Below are 16,232 nucleotides of genomic sequence, written 5' to 3'. Positions count from 1 at the left end.
GTGCAAGGGTGGATCTTGCACGCACCCCGCGGTTGACCGGTTCGATTTCATCCCGCATCCTGCCCCCGTTGGGCCGGGCGCTGGGGTTCGGGTGTTTTATCAGATATTTGACAAGGTCATTTGAATGCCCGGAACGTCGCAGAAGACATATGTGCTGGATACTCATCGGATGCGCGACCCGGAACAGACCCTCGCCATCGTGAAGCCGTTCCTGCAGGACATGGGCATCACCCGGATCGCCAATCTGACCGGGCTGGACCGGATCGGGTTGCCGACGGTGATGGTGACACGGCCCAATTCACGCTCAGTCGCGGTGTCGCTGGGCAAGGGGCTGTCGCTGAGCGCTGCGCAGGCCTCGGGCGTGATGGAGGCGATCGAATCCTGGCACGCCGAGCGGATCGAGCTGCCGCTGCGGCTGTGCAGCCATGCCGATCTGGACCCCGATCACGTGGTTGATGTGGACCGTCTGCCGCGCGTGACCGGCGGGCAGTTTGACCCCCATGCGGCGATGCTGTGGGTACAGGGGCACGATCTGAACGCCGGGGCCGCCTGCTGGGTGCCTTATGAAATGGTGGATACGGATTACACCACCTCGGCCAGCGCAGCGAGCCGGGCGTTTCCGCGAACGACGAACGGGCTGGCCTCGGGCAATGACGTGACCGAGGCCAGTTGCCATGCGATCTGCGAACTGATCGAGCGGGACGCCACAACACTGTGGCACCACCGCGCGCCGACGCCGCGGGTGAATCCAGAAACGGTGGACGATCCGCGCTGCCGTCAGGCGATGGACCGGATCACCGCAGCGGGCCTCGATCTGGGGATGTGGGAGACGACCTCGGATATCGGCATCGCCAGCTTTCGCTGTGCGATCTGCGAGGGCAACGAGACGGCGGGTCATATCGGCATCGGCGATGGGTGTCACCCGGACCGCGCCATTGCGCTGCTGCGCGCGCTGACCGAAGCGGCGCAGACGCGGCTGACCTATATCTCGGGCGCGCGGGATGATCTGGACCCCGAAGAGTTCTCGGACGCCGCTCGCACATGGCGCAGCGGGTATGTGCGCGAACTGATTGATGGCGCGCCGGCGACGGGGGATTTCAGTGATTGCCCCTCTTATGTCACCGCGTCGTTCGGCGAGGATCTTGAGCTGCTGCTGACGCGGTTGGCGGCGGCGGGCATGGATCAGGTGGTGACGGTCGATCTGTCCCGGCCCGGGATCGACATCGGCGTGGTGCGCGCCGTGATCCCCGGGCTCGAGGCCCCCCATGACGATCCCGATTTCATCGCCGGACCCCGGGCGCGGGCGGTGTCGGCATGAGCGTGGTGATCTTTGTCGGCCCCACCCTGCGCCCCGAGGCGGTGCGGACGTATCTGGACGCCACTTTGCTCCCCCCGGTCCGGCAGGGTGACGTATACCGCGCGGTGCGCGACCGCCCTCGCGCCATCGGGATCATCGACGGGTATTTCGACGGGGTGCCCTCGGTCTGGCACAAAGAGATTCTGTGGGCACTGGAACAGGGCATTCCGGTTTTTGGCAGCGCCAGCATGGGGGCGCTGAGGGCGGCGGAACTGGCCGATTTCGGGATGATCGGCGTCGGGCAGGTGTTCGAGGATTATCTGAGCGGCGCGCTGGCCGATGATGACGAGGTGGCGGTGCTGCACGGCCCTGCCGAGCTGGGCTTTGTAGCGCTGAGCGAGCCGATGGTGTCGATCCGCGCCACCGTGGCGCGGGCGCAGGCCGCCGGGGTGGTGCCGGATGCGGTTGCGCAGGCGCTGACGGACGCGGCAAAGGGGCTGCACTATCGCGACCGGAGCTGGGACAAGGTGATGGCAGCCGCGGATATGGTAGATGATCTGAGCGCGTTTCGGGATTGGCTGCCCAGCGGTCAGGTGGATGCCAAGGGCGATGACGCCCGTGCGATGCTGGATCGGATGGCGCAGGCTCTTGCGGCGGGCGAGGCGCCTTCTGCCACGCCGCGGGTCGAGCGTACGCTGGTCTGGCGTGGATTGCGCGACCGGGTGGATTCCGAGCGCGCGCCCGAGGAGACGGATGCGCAGGGGCTGGTCGATGAGCTGCGGCTGAACCCCGCGCTTTATGCCGATCTGCGCGACCGGGCGGTGCTGAAGCTGCTGGCGCGGGACGAGGCGCATCGGATCGACCGTCAACCCGACCGCGATGCGCTGCTAAAGCAGATGTCGGACCACCGGATGCAGGCCCGCCTGCCCCGGCAGGCCGATCTGATGGCGTGGCTGCAGGACAATGACCTGACCCCCGACCAGTACGAGGCGATGCTGGCCGACCGCGCCCATAAGGATGCGGCGATCACCGCCCGCGCGGATGCGATGGATGCCGCCCTGCTGGCCGAGCTGCGCGCGCATGGCAGCTATGGCGCGCTGCGGGACCGGGCGCGGCGCAAGGCCGGTCATATCGGGGGGCTGGACCGGGTGAACGGCACGGGCAGGACCCGGTCGCTGATCTGGTTTTTTGAAACACGGCTTGACCAGACGGTACCGGATGATCTTGAATCCTATGCAATTGCGCTTGGCCTTGAGGGGCGCGAGGCGTTTCTTGATTTGATTGAAGCTGAATTCATGTTTTGCCACGCTGGTGGCGACCCCAAGGATCAGACGCCCTGAACAGGCGCAAAGATCCCGCCGGGACCATAACGGGAGGAGACATTGACGATCTGGCCCGACCCATCGGACGCTGAAACACCGGGCACCCGGTTCCTGCTGTATCCGCAATCGCCCTTTCTGGAACCGGATGCGCGGCCCGAACTGGTCGAGATCTCGGCCCCTCAGGGCAGCATCGGCGCAGGCCCTGCAGGGCCACGCATGTATGCGTCAAACCCGGTGGGCAAGACTACGCCCTATGGCGCGATGATCCCCGGCCCGGGCGGGCCGCAGATGTATCTGCCGCCCTGGGACGGCTATATCCAGCCGCCGCCAGAACCGGATGTGTTTGGCAATTTCGCCCATATCGACCCTGACGATCCATCCTTTGAGGCCGCGCATCTGTTCGGCTCGGCCCATTTCACCATGGATGTATGGGAGGGGTATTTCGGCCGCCCGATCCCCTGGCATTTCGCCCGCGATTTCGACCGGCTGGAACTGTCGCTGCTGCCCAGCCTCGACAATGCCCATATCGGCTGGGGCTTTCTGGAAACCGGCGGCACCTGGGAGCATGGCGACGAATACCGCCCCTACAGCCTGAATTTCGACGTCGTTGCCCATGAGATCGGGCATTCGATCATCTACAGCGTCATCGGGATGCCCTCGGACGGGGATGCGGGGGGCGAATACTACGGCTTTCACGAATCGGCGGCCGACATGGTGGCGCTGCTGGCGTCGCTGCATTTCGGCTCGGTCGTCGAGACGCTGCTGGAGAACACGCGCGGCAATCTTTACACCTTCAACCGGCTGAGCCGGTTTGCGGAACTGTCGGGCAATGCCCAGATCCGCATGGCCGCCAACAACCGCGTGCTGTCCGAGTTCGCCCATGGCTGGTCCAGCGAACACGCGCTGTCCGAGCCCCTGACCGGCGCGATGTTCGACATCTTCGTCGATATCTATCACGAACGGCTGCTGGTCCACGATCTGATCCCCCCCGAGATGGAGGACCTGTCGGACCGGCTGGAAGGCTCATCCGACTACAGCGCGGTGATGCAGCAGATGTTCGATGCGGCCTACGGTGCCAACCCCGAAGGTTTCCGCATTGCGCTGATCGAAGCGCGGGACTTTCTGGGCTCGTACCTGGCCGACGCGTGGGAGATGCTGGACGCGGATATGCTGAGCTATTTCGGGGTCGAAAAGGCGCTGCTGGCGGTGGATCACGAGATCACCGGCGGGGCCTTCCGGCAGATCATCGAGGGCAACTTCCGGATGCGCGAAATCGGCCTGGTCGAACCCGGCCCGCGGCTGGCCGAGGCCGATGCCGACAGCCACGCCCATTCGGTCCGCACCCAGGTTCCGTCATGAGCGCTGCAAGAGTCTTTGATTTTAGGATGTTTTGTGGCATTTTACCCGCGCGGGGTGATATTTTTTGCAATTAGGCACGCGCTGGACGCGGGCCAACAAAGGGGGGAGATGAGGTCCTGGACGTCGTCGATCCTGTCATAGGGAGATAGTGATATGTCTGAGTCCTTGCTCAGTTTTTCAGAAGTGCTTTTGTTCGGGCGCGAAATTGAGGACATCGAGGTCAAGCAACAGACCGATGTGCGGCTGGCCATCGAGACAAATGATACCGCTCTGCCGTCGATAGGCGGCGAAATTGACGGTGTTGATGTGAAGGATGGAGATCATGTCCTCGTACAAATCGACGACAAGGCGCTTTCGGGAATCTACACGGTTTCCAAATCCGGAACCACTTTTACACTTACCGGCCGCGCAACGGTGGACAAGAACAGTTTTGTCTATGTGGAAAAAGGTAAGACCTTCAAGAAAACATTTTGGAAACAACGACTGGAAAAAACAGGGGAGCAGCTGTTCAAGAACAAGGGGAAACGTAGACGTGGAAAAGGCAAAAACAACTTTGTCGGCGATCAATTTGCAGGTGATCCGCGCCTAGCCCGCATCTATGGTTTCTCGTACGAAGGCACATTTTATGAGCTTCCCGAGCCGACCATTTTTCTGGTTCACGGCAAAGGTGCTAGTGCCACAAATAAGAACAAACCCGGAGATTTGGCTTCGCGAGCGCCGAACGATCCGTCGCTTAGTGGCGTTGCTGCCGCAGACTATCAAATCGCCGACGACATCTTGGTTTGGGAATATGACAAGGCCGATTACACGATCCGTATGGATGTGATGTCGGGTCAGTTCGAACAGGTCCTGCTGGATCTGTATTTCGGCTTTGACAGCCCGGCGATCAGCGGCGCGAAGGTCAGCGGGGCCAAAGTAAGTGGTGCCAAGGTGAGCGGCGCGAAGGTCAGTGGCGCAAAGGTCAGCGGGGCCAAGGTGAGTGGCGCGAAGGTCAGCGGCGCAAAGGCGCATGGCGACTGACGTCACCGCAAGGAACGGTATCAGGGCGCGCGGTCAGCGCGCCCTTTTTTGTGGCTGAGGTGGATCAGAACCCTGCCTTTTTCAGCCCCTCGACAAAGTGCTGGGTGTCATCCTCAAGCCGGTCGGGCAGAACCCTGGCCCAGCGCGTCAGCGAGAAATTGGGATGCGCCGCGCGGTGCTTGTCGGCGATCTGGCGGGCCAGATCCATCTGGCCCAGCTGGGCATAGCTGGCTGCCAGCATCCGCTGCCCCTCGGTCGGGTTATTCATCTTGTTCACCGACGCGATCACATCGTCATAGCGTTTGAGGTTGTAATAGGCCCCGCCCAGATGCCACAGGTACTGATCCGGGAAATAGGGGTTCAGCCGCATCGCCTGCTGAAGGTGCTTGATCGCCGTCTCGTTATCCCCCGAATGGGCCAGCGCGTCGGCATAGTCCGAGTGCATATCCGCATCGTTGGGGTTCAGCTGCAGGGCGCGCTTGTAGGATTCGATCGCCGCGTCATGTTCCTTGCGATAGAGCTGAACATAGCCCAGTTCGCCAAAGCCGCGGGCGTCGGTGGGATCCAGCTCGACCGCGCGCTGCGCCAGCGTCAGGGCCTTGTCCAGCGCGCTGCTTGGGTCCTCGGTCCAGGAATAGCGCCAGTCGATGTTCAGCGTGCGCGACAGCGCCGCCGCCGCCCGGGCATAGCCGCCATCCCGCTCCAGCGCCGATTCATAGCAATGCTGCGCCTTGCGGTTGTCGCTGCGGGTGTATTTGAAGATGTGATGCTGACCCTGCAGCACCGAGCCATAGGCCTCGAGGTCGGACGGGGTGGTCTGCACCATCCGCTGCTTTTCATGGGATTCGATCATCACCGCGGTGGCCGCGACGATGCATTCGGTCACCTCGTCCAGAATGTCGAAGATATCGTCGATCCTGCGATCGAACCGTTCGCCCCAGATGGTGCGTTCGGTGTTGGCATCGATCAGTTCGGCGGTGATCCGGATGCGGCTGGCCGAACGGCGGACGCTGCCGCGCGCCACATAGCGGACATTCAGCCGCCGCGCCGCCTCTTGCGGGGCCATCGACTGGGTCTTGAAGAAAAAGGACGAGTTGCGGGCAATCACGAACAGGTTCCGGAACTTGGACAGGTTCATGATGATGTCGTCGGTCAGGCCCTCGGCGATCCAGCTGTCATCCTCGTTGCTGCCCTGGCTGGCAAAGGGCAGGATTGCGACCGAGGGCAGATCGGGCCGTTCCAGCACCTCAAGCTGCATCTCGGGGCGCAGGGTGGCGGCCATGGTGGCGCCTTCGACCTCGCTGCGGACGCAGTAGGTGGCGACCGGCGACAGGATGTTCTTGAGCTGCTTGGGGCCGAGGAATTCATAGCCATAGCGCAGGCGGTTGCGGATTTGTTCATAGACCGCGGCGCTGACATAGACGCGCTCGGGCTCGGCGATTTCCTGCAGCCGTGCGGCGATGTTGACATTGTCACCGTGAATGCCGCGCTCATCCAGCAGCACCTCGCCCATATGGACACCGGCGCGGAATTTGATCTGCTGATGCGCCATCCGCGCCTGATTGTGCTGGCTGGCGATCCGGTGCAGCTCGATGCTGAATTCAACCGCGCTGGTGGCGGTCTCGAACAGCGCCAGAATGCCGTCACCGCGCACCTCGATGACCTGACCCTGATATTGCGGGCAAAGCTCTTCAAGCTGGGACAGCAGAGATTTCAACGCGTTATACGTATCCATCTCGTTCTCGCTCATCAGTCGGGAATAGCCGACGACATCGGCAAACAGCACCGCGCCAAGCTTCTGTCTGATGAAAGGGTCCGAACCGGTCGTGTTCACTGGCAATACTCGATTATGGCGTCTCGTCGAATCCGACAGAACCGTTGTAGCAAAATTTGCGCGGAATTTCGCACTCTTTCAGCCATTGCACCCCTGTTGCGGGGGCCAGCACCACCCCGGGGCGGATTGCGAGCCGAAGCTGACCACCGTTTCCGGGCCCAGTTCGCGGGCCAGAACCTGCCGGCGCGCGGCCCAGTCCTGCTGCAGCATACCGACCACCACCATGTCGTGAAACTGACCGTCGGCGAACCAGGCCTGCCGCATGGTGCCTTCGATCTTGCAGCCGACCTGCGCGATCAGATCGCGGCTGCTGTGATTGTCGGCGCGGTAATACGAGGTGATGCGGTTAAGCCCTAACTGCCGGAAGGCAAAATCCAGCAGCAGCGCGATCGCGCGCACCGCAACCCCCTGTCGTCGCACGGATTTATCGATGAAAATCGGCACCACCGCATCGCGGTTGATGTTCGACATCGCCTCAAGCCCGATCATGCCGACCGGCGTGCCATCGCCGGATTCGATGACAAACCAGCACTTACCGCAGTCGCGGGTGGTGCAAATCGCATCCTCCCATATCTGTTCGGTCTGCAAAAGGTTCAGCGGAACCCGCGATGTACGGTCGAAAAAGGCAAGGTCCTGAACGTCCTGAAACCATCGGGCGACGGTGTCCATATCCGCTTTTTCAAGGGGGCGCAGCCGGAACTGCCGGGATGTGGAATCGGGCAAGGGAAAACGACCTCCGAATACAAATACACAAATCTATTCGCGCGATAGTAGCACAAAATATTCAAAAAAAAGAAATCACTTGTTTCCGCCCGGCCCGGTGCGGGCTGGTCAGCGTCTTTCCGCGCGGATCAGGAAGATATTGCGCAGATAAATCGACAGACCCATCGACTGACCCAGAATGAACACCGGGTCGCGGCGGTAGATCGCATAGCTGAGCAGGATCAGGCCACCGCCAATCGACAGGTACCAGAACGCCATCGGAATGACCGATTTCTTGGCCCGTTCCGAAGTGATCCACTGAACAATGAAACGGGCGCTGAACATCAGCTGCCCAGCCAGACCGATGGCGACCCAGATCGCCTCGGTCGGGTTTTCGACATGCAGGATTTCGAGAATGGTTTCTTTCACGACCGGGGTGCCTCTTGTGCCGAGACCGATTTCGCGCGCCGCGCCAGCCAGACCACGCCGAGCAGGTCCCAGATGCCCACCATGGCGCGGCCGAAATTGGTATATTTCGACTGCCCCGACAGGCGCTGCTGATGCGCCACGTCAACCAGCGCGATGTTCCAGCCATAGGCCCGGAACAGAGCGGGCAGATAGCGGTGCATGTGATCGAAATAGGGCAGGTCCAGAAACGCCTGGGTCCGAAATGCCTTGAACCCGCAGCCGGTGTCGCGGGTGCCGTCCTTCAGCATCCAGCCCCGCAGCGCGTTGGCAAAGCGCGAGGCCAGCTTTTTCGACATCGTGTCCTTGCGCCCCAACCGCTGCCCGGCCACCAGCCCGATACTTGCATCCTCGCCCGAGATCAGCGGCGACCAGATCTTCGGCAGCTCGGCGGGCGGGTTCTGGCCGTCTCCGTCCAGTGTGCAGCAAATCTCGGCCCGCGCGGCCTTGACCCCGGAATGCACCGCCGCGCTTTGGCCGCCAGCGGTTTCGTGTTGCAGGATGCGCAGCTGCGGGCAATCGCGCTGAAAGCTGCGCAGCGCCTCATAGGTTCCGTCGGTCGAGCCATCATCGACGGCAATGATCTCGAACCCCGCAAGATCCGAGGCCGCGTCGCAGATGCCCCGCAGCAAATCGTCGACGGCCCCCTGCTCGTTATGCATGGGGATGACGACCGATACGGCGGGCCGACTATCGGCAGGGGCAGCAGGATCAGCTTGCATCGCAGACGAGTTTTCTTGTTCCGTTCACGAAGGCTTGTGATTGATCCGAACCTGAAATTCAAGTAGCCAGCGTGCCGCAACGCAGGTTTCAGCGCAACAAAACACGAGGCAGCAGCCGTGACCGACAAGTCAGCATTGAACCATGTGCAGACAAGCGGCTGGGGGCCTTACGTGGTCACCGGCCTTGTTATCATGCTGTTGTGGTGCTGGTACATGATCGGTCTGGGCGAGGGCGGGCTGTCCAAGATCGACGAATTTTTCACCTATGACCGCAGTCTGGGCTTTGCCCGCAACAACGACTGGTTCACCGTCTTTTCGCAAAACGCCCCCAGCCTGAAGAAACCGCCGCTGCAATACTGGATGACGGCTCTGATGATCGAGGGCGGGCTGCCGCATATGCTGGCGCTGCATCTGCCTTCAATGCTGTTTGCGCTGGGGGCTTTGGTGGCCACCGCGCTTCTGGCGCGGATCATGGTGCCGGATCAGCCCTGGCTGATGCTGCCCGCGGTTCTGTTGGTCTCAAGCTCGAAGAATTTCTGGAGCCACGCGACATCGGCCATGCTGGACAGCGGTGCGATGCTGTTTTCGACCCTTGGGGTTGCCGCCATGCTGGCCGCGTTCGAACGCCCGCGCCTGTGGCCCGTGTTCGGGGTTATCGTGTTTCTGGCCGGGATGCAGAAAAGCCCCACGCCGCTGGCCTTTCTGGCGCTGGCGCTGGTGACGCTGATGCTGACCCGCAGATGGCAGGACCGGCCCGTCAGCGAAATCCTGACGAACCGCACCTTCCTGTGGACCATGGCGCTGTGCATTCCGCTGGCCTTTGCCTGGCCGCTGTTTCAGTATTTGCGGCTGGGCTTCGGTGCCGAGTTCCAGGGCAGCGTCCGCACCGAGATGCTGGACCGGTTTGCGCCCAGCGTGTCCGACCGCAGCCTGCAGAAACTGACCGAGATCATTCTGGGCAATGCCCCGGGTCTGCGTCTGGCCGGGTTTGCCGGTCTGTGCGCATTACCCTTTGCATTGAACCGCCCGCGCCTGCTGGCGATCACCGGGATCGCGGTGAGTTTCGTTCTGGCGATGTGGCTGGCATCCGGCAAGGTCTATGACCGCTATACGCTGCTGATCCTGCCCATGCTGATGGTGGGCGCGGCGGGCGGTATCATGCTGCTGACCAAACGGCTGTGGCTGCGTGCCTTGCTGTTGGCGGTGCTGTGCCTGTCCGAGATGGGCCCTCTCAAGCGCAGCGAGGATTACGATTTTCCCCCCACCGAAACGCAGTTCGGCCTCAGCCTCGAGGCGATGTTATCACCGCTGAGGTCGGCCACGGCGCCGGACGAAACACTGGTGGTCTGCGGCTTTGCCCACCGGCACCGGATGCCTTTGGGCGCGGTCGCCGTCTATGCCGCGCCGGACCGGCCGTTTGTGTATATGAGACACCCGGATTTGCGCGGCTATCTTGAACGGTCGGGCTATTCCACCGGGCCGCTTCGGGGGCTGTGCCGCACGCAAGAGCTGGAGAAGATCGCAGATGATCTGACCGGGCTGGATATCGAACCGGTGGCCGGCACCGAGCATGTCTATTGGACCGCCACCGGGGTGCAGGCCGACTGAGGCCTTTACCGCAGCACGCAACCGTAGTCGTAGCCGCTTGCGATCAGCGCGGTCAGTTCAGCGTCATCCTCGCCATCGAGAATGCGGATGCCGGGCTGAGCCACCCATCGCGGCGACACCAGATAGGCCAGCCGGTATCCGGCTTCGGTATAGCGGTCGCGGTCGATGCCATAGGTCAGCTGACCGTCGCCCCAGACATGCGAACAGATGATGTCGGGCTGCTGCGAAAACACGAAATCGGGGTCGAACTTGTTATGGCCGGGGTTGGCCCCGCGCGCCTCGGTAAAGGCGATCTCGGGCGTATTGAGGCCCAGCATGTCCAGCGTCCGCAGCCCACTGTAATAGGGTATCTTCCCCGCCGCGCCGGTGGCCAGATAGGCGCCCTCGTGACGGTCGGCAAGAAAACGGCCCAGTTCCAGCCATCGGTCATATTTTGGGTATTCAAAGCGATAGTCGAGGCGCGGATCCAGCGCCACCGAGGTCACAACACCACACAGGATCGCTGCAGCCGCCGATGCGGTCACCCAGGCCGATCCCAGCGGCACCAGCACCCGGAACAGCAGCACCAGACCAAGCGGGTAGGTGATGATGATGAAGCGCTCGCGATAGATGTCGCCACCCACCATGAAGTAATAGGCGATCACCGCAGCAAAGGCGAAGAGTTCAAAGCTTGGCGGGTTCGCGACAATGCCGCGGCCTTCTTTCAGCACACCCCGAAGATAGGCGAAGACGGCCAGACCGGCCCCCAGCGCGGGAAACACAAACCCGTTCTTGTAGCTGACCCCGGCAAGGTATCTGGCCGCCACCATGAACCGATCCAGCAGCGGACCACTGGCCTTGACATAGGCCGGCAGCGGCAGCGGCAGCCCGTAATACCACAGGCGGAATGCCGTCAGCGCCCCGACCATGACAGCACAGGTGGCAACCACCGCAGCGGCCTGAGCCCGCCGGCCCGACCACATAAGCCAGACGGCGGCAATCATCGGAAAGAGAAAACCATCGACCCGCAGCGTGATCAGCAGCGCAGAGGCCAGCACAAGGGCGGCCAGACCGTCGCCGCCACCCCGTGTCAGGCGCACAGCCGAGAGCCAGACGATCACCTGCAGGAAGAACACAAAGGCAGTCTCGAGGCCCGACGTCCCGTGTATCCAGAGCGGCGGCAGGGCGGCCAGAACCAGCGCGATGGCGATCCCGGCCCGGCGGTCCAGGGTCCGGGCAACGTCGACCCCGATCATGGCAATTGCGGCGGCCACCGCCAGCGCACCAAGTGCTGCCATCGCGGGGTACAACAGATCCGTGCCCAGGAACCGATAGACAATCGCCGACAGCCCCACGTGCAGCGGGTTCGAATACCCTTCGACGAGGCGGGGCTCGTCAATGTTGAAGGTCGGCAGTCCGGCGTCGATCAGATTTTTCGCATAGCGGTAGCTGATGAAGGAATCGTCGTTTCCGACCGAAAAGCCGCTTTGACCGCCGAAGTAATAGCCAAAGAGCGCATGGAACAGCGCCAGCCCTAGAAAGGCGACAACCGCAACGGAAAGTCCGATCTTATGGCCGTTCATGGAAACCATCTTTTCCCGCAAAACACTCGATACCAATTGCATTGTCCGTCCAATCCCGACGATTAGATACGCCGTCCCTGAGGAACGCAAGAAGTTGTTCGGAAGCTTGGCGTTCCAGACACGGAACCGGGTTCATGCCGCGGGCGTCTGCCGCAAGGTCGCGCCCAGTACCATCTGCGCAGCGGCCCCAACACGGTGCCAGCGCATTGATTTATATACACTCTGCGACGAGGCCATGATCCCAGAGGCGCAACTGTCCCCATCGGGCGGCGGCCTCTGAAACACGTGGAGCCGGTCACAGAGATTGTTGCGGAGACGGAGTCAATTGCCGATCCTGCGCAGGGTTGTTCAAGATCCGGCGATCCCCGAAACCTTGCCGTATACGCCCGCGGTCAGGCCGGTTCAGCCCTCGTCTTCGGGCGCAAAGTAGCTGCTTTCGATCCAGTCGCGCAGGTCGCGGACATCGGGCTGATCGGCGATCTCTTTGATCCGCCGGGTGTGCCGGTCAACGCAGAGCTGATGCAGCTGCGCGGTTTCCGCATCGCTCAGCAGGTCGGCCCAGACCGCGCGCGCGGCGGGCAGTTGATGAGCGATCCAGTTTCCGGATTCGCCGCCCCGTGCCCGTATCCGGTAGTATTTCCGGTTCACCTTGCGCCACTTGGCCACCACATCGCCCCGGTCCATCTTGATCAGATACGAGTCGACCGAGCGCAGGGCATGGTGGTTCAGCGCCACCAGATCATAGGCCCCGCGGCAATCGAAGCTTTTGATCGTACTGTCGGTGACGAACTCTTCAGGCACCGGGCGGCCCGATCCGTCCAGCCAGATCAGGTCCGGCTGAGTGCCCGGGTGAATCTGCGGCCGGTGGTTGGCGACGCGTTCAAAGGTGGAAAACCCGTGCAGGATCGTTTTGACGCCGCGCCGTGCCCGCCAGCGGCCGGGCCTGTGCGTTTCGTGGATGGTATAATCCTCGGTCAGCCATCTGTCCTGATAGGTCTGATGCCCGCCGGACGAGAAGTTGAGCTCGGACATCGACAGGGCGTGAAATGGACCGGCGGCGCGCAAAAGGTCGGTGAAATGACCCTGGCCCGCCCGGATATTGACGAACTCGTCCACATCCATCGAGATGACGTAATCCGACCGGCGCACGACGGGCAGCTGAGCCGCGTATGTCAGCGCCGCGGGCTGGAAGTAGGTCTTTTCCATCATCACCGCCGGGTTCGGCAGATGGGTCACCACGCCCAGTTCATCCAGCCGGTCCAGCAGCAGGTCGGTACCGTCGGTACAGTGATTGGTAAAGATCACGAAGTTTCGGATGCCAATCGAGCGGTGAAAGGCCAGCCATTCCAGAATGAAGGGCCCTTCGTTCTTCATGCAGGTGACGATGGTGACGTTCGGGTCTTCCAGTTCATGCGCGGGATCGGGCAGCGACACCGCAGGCACCACCGCGGGTGCCCCGACCGGGGTGCGCTGCAGCACCCAGACCGACCCTTTCAGATAGTCCTGATCGACCTCGAACCCGAGCGCCCGGAAGGTGGCAAAGATACGTTCCTGCCCGGCCTCGCCATAGACCTTGGGATGCAGTTCGAGGATGACGGTGCGCACACCCTCTAGCGTGGAACGGTCGAACAGGTCCAGCTCGGCCCCTTCAATATCGGCGATCAGGATCGTCGGGCGCAGTTCTTCCACCAGATCGTCGATGCCAAGGCCGGGTACCGAGACCACGCGGGTATAGGGGCGCGAGTCGGGCTCCATGCTGGCGGCCCAGAAATCGCGGCGCAGATAGAAATCCTGCGCCGGGGTATTTTCGGTACAGACGACGCCATTGCGGATCTCGACATTGTCGATGTCGTTGATGCGGTGGGTTTCCTCGATCAGCCCGATCAGTTCCGGATTCGCCTCGAGCGCGACGACGCTCTCGACCCCGGGCACCTGGGCTGCGACCGCCGAGATCAGGCCGATCCCCGCCCCCAGTTCCAGCACCCGGTCGCCGCTGCGGACCAGTTTGCGCACCGCTTCGCATTCGCCGCCCTCATAGCGGTTGTTGCGCATGGGGCGTTCGATCTTGGGGGTAATGATCTGGGGAACGAAGGGGATGCTGATCCCCTGCACCTCGATCACCTCATCATAGCTGAGACCGGGCTTCTGCGCAGTCGTGGCGTCAGATGCGGAATTGCCGTCGGACATCTCAGCCCTCCTCGGGGGCGGTCACCTGATAGCCGCGGTTACGCAGGCAGCGGGCGGCTTTGCGTTGAAGATCAGGTTGCTTACGCAGAAAGCGGGTCATGCTGCGTTTGATGTGGCTTTTCGCCAGAACCTCATCGTAGTTGGCCGCGATCGTCTCGCGGGTGACGCGGTTTTCGGGTGTGACCAGCACGGCCCGGTCCCCGGCATCGGCCCCGATGAAGATCGCGGTGATACCGCCACCGCCATGGACCACCGTATGTTCGGTTCCCACATGCGCCAGATAGGTGGCCGCGTTGCGGACCGCGGGATAGACGATATGCGTGTCGTCAAAGGCCACGATGCAGGGATCGTTCATCACGGTTATGACATTCAGGAAATCCGCAAACGCAGCCTCGATCGTGTGTTCGGCATCGATGAAGGCCAGATCGAACCGGGTATCGGGCGGATCGCTGCGCAGCGAGTCCGATCCCGTCTCGCGCGTGGTCAGCTTTTGCATCTGGCGGTCGCTGGCATATTGGCGCAAGCCGTCCAGCATATGCTGCGTGGTGATGTGCTGATAGTCGGTCAGCGGTCCACGCTCATCCGGGGTCAGATCGGGCCGCAGGTCGATGGACAGGGCGCTGAGGCAATCGTCATCCATGACATGAGGCTGCAGGGATTTCCCCAGATAGGACCCGACCTCGAGATACCGGTAGGGGCCGTCCATCGACGCGATTTCGTGCAGGTTGATCAGGGTGCGCATCCCGCGCTTGCCGATCTGTCCCTTCAGCCGGAAATCGTCCGGTGACAACGTGTTGGGTGCGACCATGTGCAAATACCCTCAGGTGGTGGGTGATGCCGCGGCATCGACCAGATCCTGCGCCAGTTTCAGCAGCGCCTTGTTGATGGCCGGATCCTCGTCCAGATCACCCTTGTCGATCAGGCCCTGCAACCGGCCCCAGCGCCCGGCCAGAATGCAGCGCGCCATGGGGGGCGGAAACAGGCCCGCCTCGGCCCCGGCGGCGGCCCAGGCGCGCAGCAGGGACGGTTTCGGCGCGTCACCATCGACGCACCATGTATGTTCGAACAGCGTCATGATGAACCGCAGGGGCGCTTGTTTGGGATGCCTGCGATCCGCGACATAGGGCAGTTTGAAGACATCCGTCACGATCTCGTAGGATGGCCAGTAATACAGGACGCCGTCATCCTTGAATTCGCGCACCACCTCGTCCAGCGCGACCCGCAGAACGCTTTTCGACACCGAGTTCGAGGTCAGGCAGGAATTGTCGCGGAAAGTCGCGATCAGCGGGATCGGCGACAGGGTGAACAGGATCTTCGCATCCGGGCGGTGCTTGCGGATCAGGTGATAGATCGCGCGCAGATTATCCTTGTTTTCCTCGACCGTCGAGACGCGGAACTTGTGACGGGACGGGTCGTAGACATCCTTGGGAATGGTACGCCAGAACACATTGCCGGAGACCTCGTCATACCAGATCTCGGACAGGCCGAAGGTCAGGATGAAGACATCGGTTTCGTCGAAAATCCGCTTGGTTTCGGCCTGAACCTCGGGGTCATAGCCGTAGGATTCGGCCTTGTAGCCATGCCACAGCTCTTCATCGAAAACCTTGTTCTCCCACGCCCATTCGAATTGCTGACGGATCACGAAGGAATTCACCATGCCCTCGCCGCAGGTCACGACATAGGCATCCTTGGCCTTTTCGTCCTTGTTCAGCACCCGGTAGTTCCGACGCGACAGCCATTCCGAGATATTGGCCGCAAAGCAGCTGCCGAAGGCGGTGATCTGGGTGTCGGGGGTGATGAAGGGCTGATCGGGGGTCCAGCCTTTCAGCACGTATTTTCCAACCGCATCGGCAGGGATCATCCGGGCCATGTTGGGATTGGCGTTGGTGTGTTCGCCACGAAACCATGTTCTGAATTCGGGCGTGTGCTTGTTGGTGCGCTGAAAATTGATATGCCGCGCCCGGTTCGATCTTGCCATGTCGCCCTCAACTCTGTTTGCCTTGGCGCTTATCGTTGCCTATGCGCTGCACCTTTATTTTCGGTATATATCTACCCATAACGCCGGTCGTGTTCCAGCGGTGTTTTATCGCGCGCCCCGGCCTTGCTGGACGCCCCCGCCGCGATCCAATAGAGTTTGCAAAAAATAAACCGCTT

13 protein-coding genes are annotated in these 16,232 nt (G+C 62.0%); 5 read left to right on the top strand and 8 right to left on the bottom strand.

Translation table 11 applies throughout. The features are described 5' to 3' along the window. The first annotated feature begins 124 nt into the window (after positions 1-124). The 4 genes from ACR1XV_RS07575 to ACR1XV_RS07560 all read left to right on the top strand — a co-directional run bounded on the left by ACR1XV_RS07575 (position 125) and on the right by ACR1XV_RS07560 (position 4,998). Positions 125-1,318, top strand: a complete 1,194-nt coding sequence (locus ACR1XV_RS07575; protein ID WP_480529900.1) for a YcaO-like family protein — start codon at positions 125-127, stop codon at positions 1,316-1,318. After that, positions 1,315-2,637 (top strand): TfuA-like protein, encoded by a 1,323-nt coding sequence (locus ACR1XV_RS07570; protein WP_480529898.1) that lies wholly within the window; start codon positions 1,315-1,317, stop codon positions 2,635-2,637. The genes ACR1XV_RS07575 and ACR1XV_RS07570 overlap by 4 nt, the downstream gene beginning before the upstream one ends. Positions 2,638-2,679: 42 nt before the next feature. Then, complete coding sequence (locus tag ACR1XV_RS07565) at positions 2,680-3,978, top strand: gluzincin family metallopeptidase (protein WP_480529896.1); 1,299 nt, start codon at positions 2,680-2,682, stop codon at positions 3,976-3,978. 153 nt (positions 3,979-4,131) lie between these two features. Then, positions 4,132-4,998, top strand: a complete 867-nt coding sequence (locus tag ACR1XV_RS07560) for a pentapeptide repeat-containing protein (protein ID WP_480529894.1) — start codon at positions 4,132-4,134, stop codon at positions 4,996-4,998. 64 nt (positions 4,999-5,062) lie between these two features. Here ACR1XV_RS07560 and ACR1XV_RS07555 read toward each other — a convergent pair whose 3' ends face one another. From ACR1XV_RS07555 to ACR1XV_RS07540, 4 genes are all read right to left on the bottom strand, one after another. Continuing rightward, entirely contained in the window at positions 5,063-6,832 is a 1,770-nt protein-coding gene (locus tag ACR1XV_RS07555) for a tetratricopeptide repeat protein (RefSeq protein WP_480529892.1), read from the bottom strand. A 78-nt stretch (positions 6,833-6,910) separates the two neighbouring features. Further along, positions 6,911-7,555, bottom strand: a complete 645-nt coding sequence (locus ACR1XV_RS07550) for a GNAT family N-acetyltransferase (RefSeq protein ID WP_480529890.1) — start codon at positions 7,553-7,555, stop codon at positions 6,911-6,913. Positions 7,556-7,663: 108 nt separating this feature from the next. After that, positions 7,664-7,963 (bottom strand): lipid-A-disaccharide synthase N-terminal domain-containing protein, encoded by a 300-nt coding sequence (locus ACR1XV_RS07545; protein WP_480529888.1) that lies wholly within the window; start codon positions 7,961-7,963, stop codon positions 7,664-7,666. Then, positions 7,960-8,721, bottom strand: a complete 762-nt coding sequence (locus ACR1XV_RS07540) for a glycosyltransferase family 2 protein (RefSeq protein ID WP_480529886.1) — start codon at positions 8,719-8,721, stop codon at positions 7,960-7,962. Before ACR1XV_RS07540 ends, ACR1XV_RS07545 begins: the two co-directional genes overlap by 4 nt. Before the next feature lie 117 nt (positions 8,722-8,838). On the opposite strand from ACR1XV_RS07540, the gene ACR1XV_RS07535 reads away from it, so the two are divergent. Continuing rightward, positions 8,839-10,329 (top strand): ArnT family glycosyltransferase, encoded by a 1,491-nt coding sequence (locus ACR1XV_RS07535; RefSeq protein ID WP_480529884.1) that lies wholly within the window; start codon positions 8,839-8,841, stop codon positions 10,327-10,329. Between the two features lie 5 nt (positions 10,330-10,334). On the opposite strand, the gene ACR1XV_RS07530 is transcribed toward ACR1XV_RS07535, so the two are convergent. The 4 genes from ACR1XV_RS07530 to ACR1XV_RS07515 all read right to left on the bottom strand — a co-directional run bounded on the left by ACR1XV_RS07530 (position 10,335) and on the right by ACR1XV_RS07515 (position 16,056). Next, on the bottom strand, positions 10,335-11,891 hold the full coding sequence (locus ACR1XV_RS07530; protein WP_480529882.1) for a hypothetical protein: 1,557 nt from the start codon (positions 11,889-11,891) through the stop codon (positions 10,335-10,337). 402 nt (positions 11,892-12,293) lie between these two features. Then, entirely contained in the window at positions 12,294-14,078 is a 1,785-nt protein-coding gene (locus ACR1XV_RS07525; RefSeq protein WP_480529880.1) for an FkbM family methyltransferase, read from the bottom strand. Between the two features lies 1 nt (position 14,079). Beyond that, a complete protein-coding gene (locus ACR1XV_RS07520) occupies positions 14,080-14,886 on the bottom strand; it encodes a class I SAM-dependent methyltransferase (protein ID WP_480529878.1) in 807 nt (268 codons plus the stop codon). A 12-nt stretch (positions 14,887-14,898) separates the two neighbouring features. Beyond that, positions 14,899-16,056: a GSCFA domain-containing protein gene (locus ACR1XV_RS07515; RefSeq protein WP_480529876.1), complete on the bottom strand. Its 1,158-nt coding sequence runs from the start codon at positions 16,054-16,056 to the stop codon at positions 14,899-14,901. Positions 16,057-16,232 lie beyond the last annotated feature (176 nt).

The sequence above is a fragment of the Ruegeria sp. AD2(2025) genome (assembly GCF_056542385.1).
The sequence above is the reverse complement of the archived record's forward strand: the minus strand, read 5'-3'. Positions and strand labels throughout refer to the sequence as shown.

What these genes read in the sequence shown, in the direction of transcription:
- ACR1XV_RS07520 (WP_480529878.1), bottom strand. Translation starts at nt 14,886, where the DNA reads ATGGTCGCACCCAACACGTTGTCACCGGACGATTTCCGGCTGAAGGGA.
- ACR1XV_RS07540 (WP_480529886.1), bottom strand. Translation starts at nt 8,721, where the DNA reads ATGCAAGCTGATCCTGCTGCCCCTGCCGATAGTCGGCCCGCCGTATCG.
- ACR1XV_RS07575 (WP_480529900.1), top strand. Translation starts at nt 125, where the DNA reads ATGCCCGGAACGTCGCAGAAGACATATGTGCTGGATACTCATCGGATG.
- ACR1XV_RS07560 (WP_480529894.1), top strand. Translation starts at nt 4,132, where the DNA reads ATGTCTGAGTCCTTGCTCAGTTTTTCAGAAGTGCTTTTGTTCGGGCGC.
- ACR1XV_RS07530 (WP_480529882.1), bottom strand. Translation starts at nt 11,891, where the DNA reads ATGAACGGCCATAAGATCGGACTTTCCGTTGCGGTTGTCGCCTTTCTA.
- ACR1XV_RS07525 (WP_480529880.1), bottom strand. Translation starts at nt 14,078, where the DNA reads ATGTCCGACGGCAATTCCGCATCTGACGCCACGACTGCGCAGAAGCCC.
- ACR1XV_RS07515 (WP_480529876.1), bottom strand. Translation starts at nt 16,056, where the DNA reads ATGGCAAGATCGAACCGGGCGCGGCATATCAATTTTCAGCGCACCAAC.
- ACR1XV_RS07570 (WP_480529898.1), top strand. Translation starts at nt 1,315, where the DNA reads ATGAGCGTGGTGATCTTTGTCGGCCCCACCCTGCGCCCCGAGGCGGTG.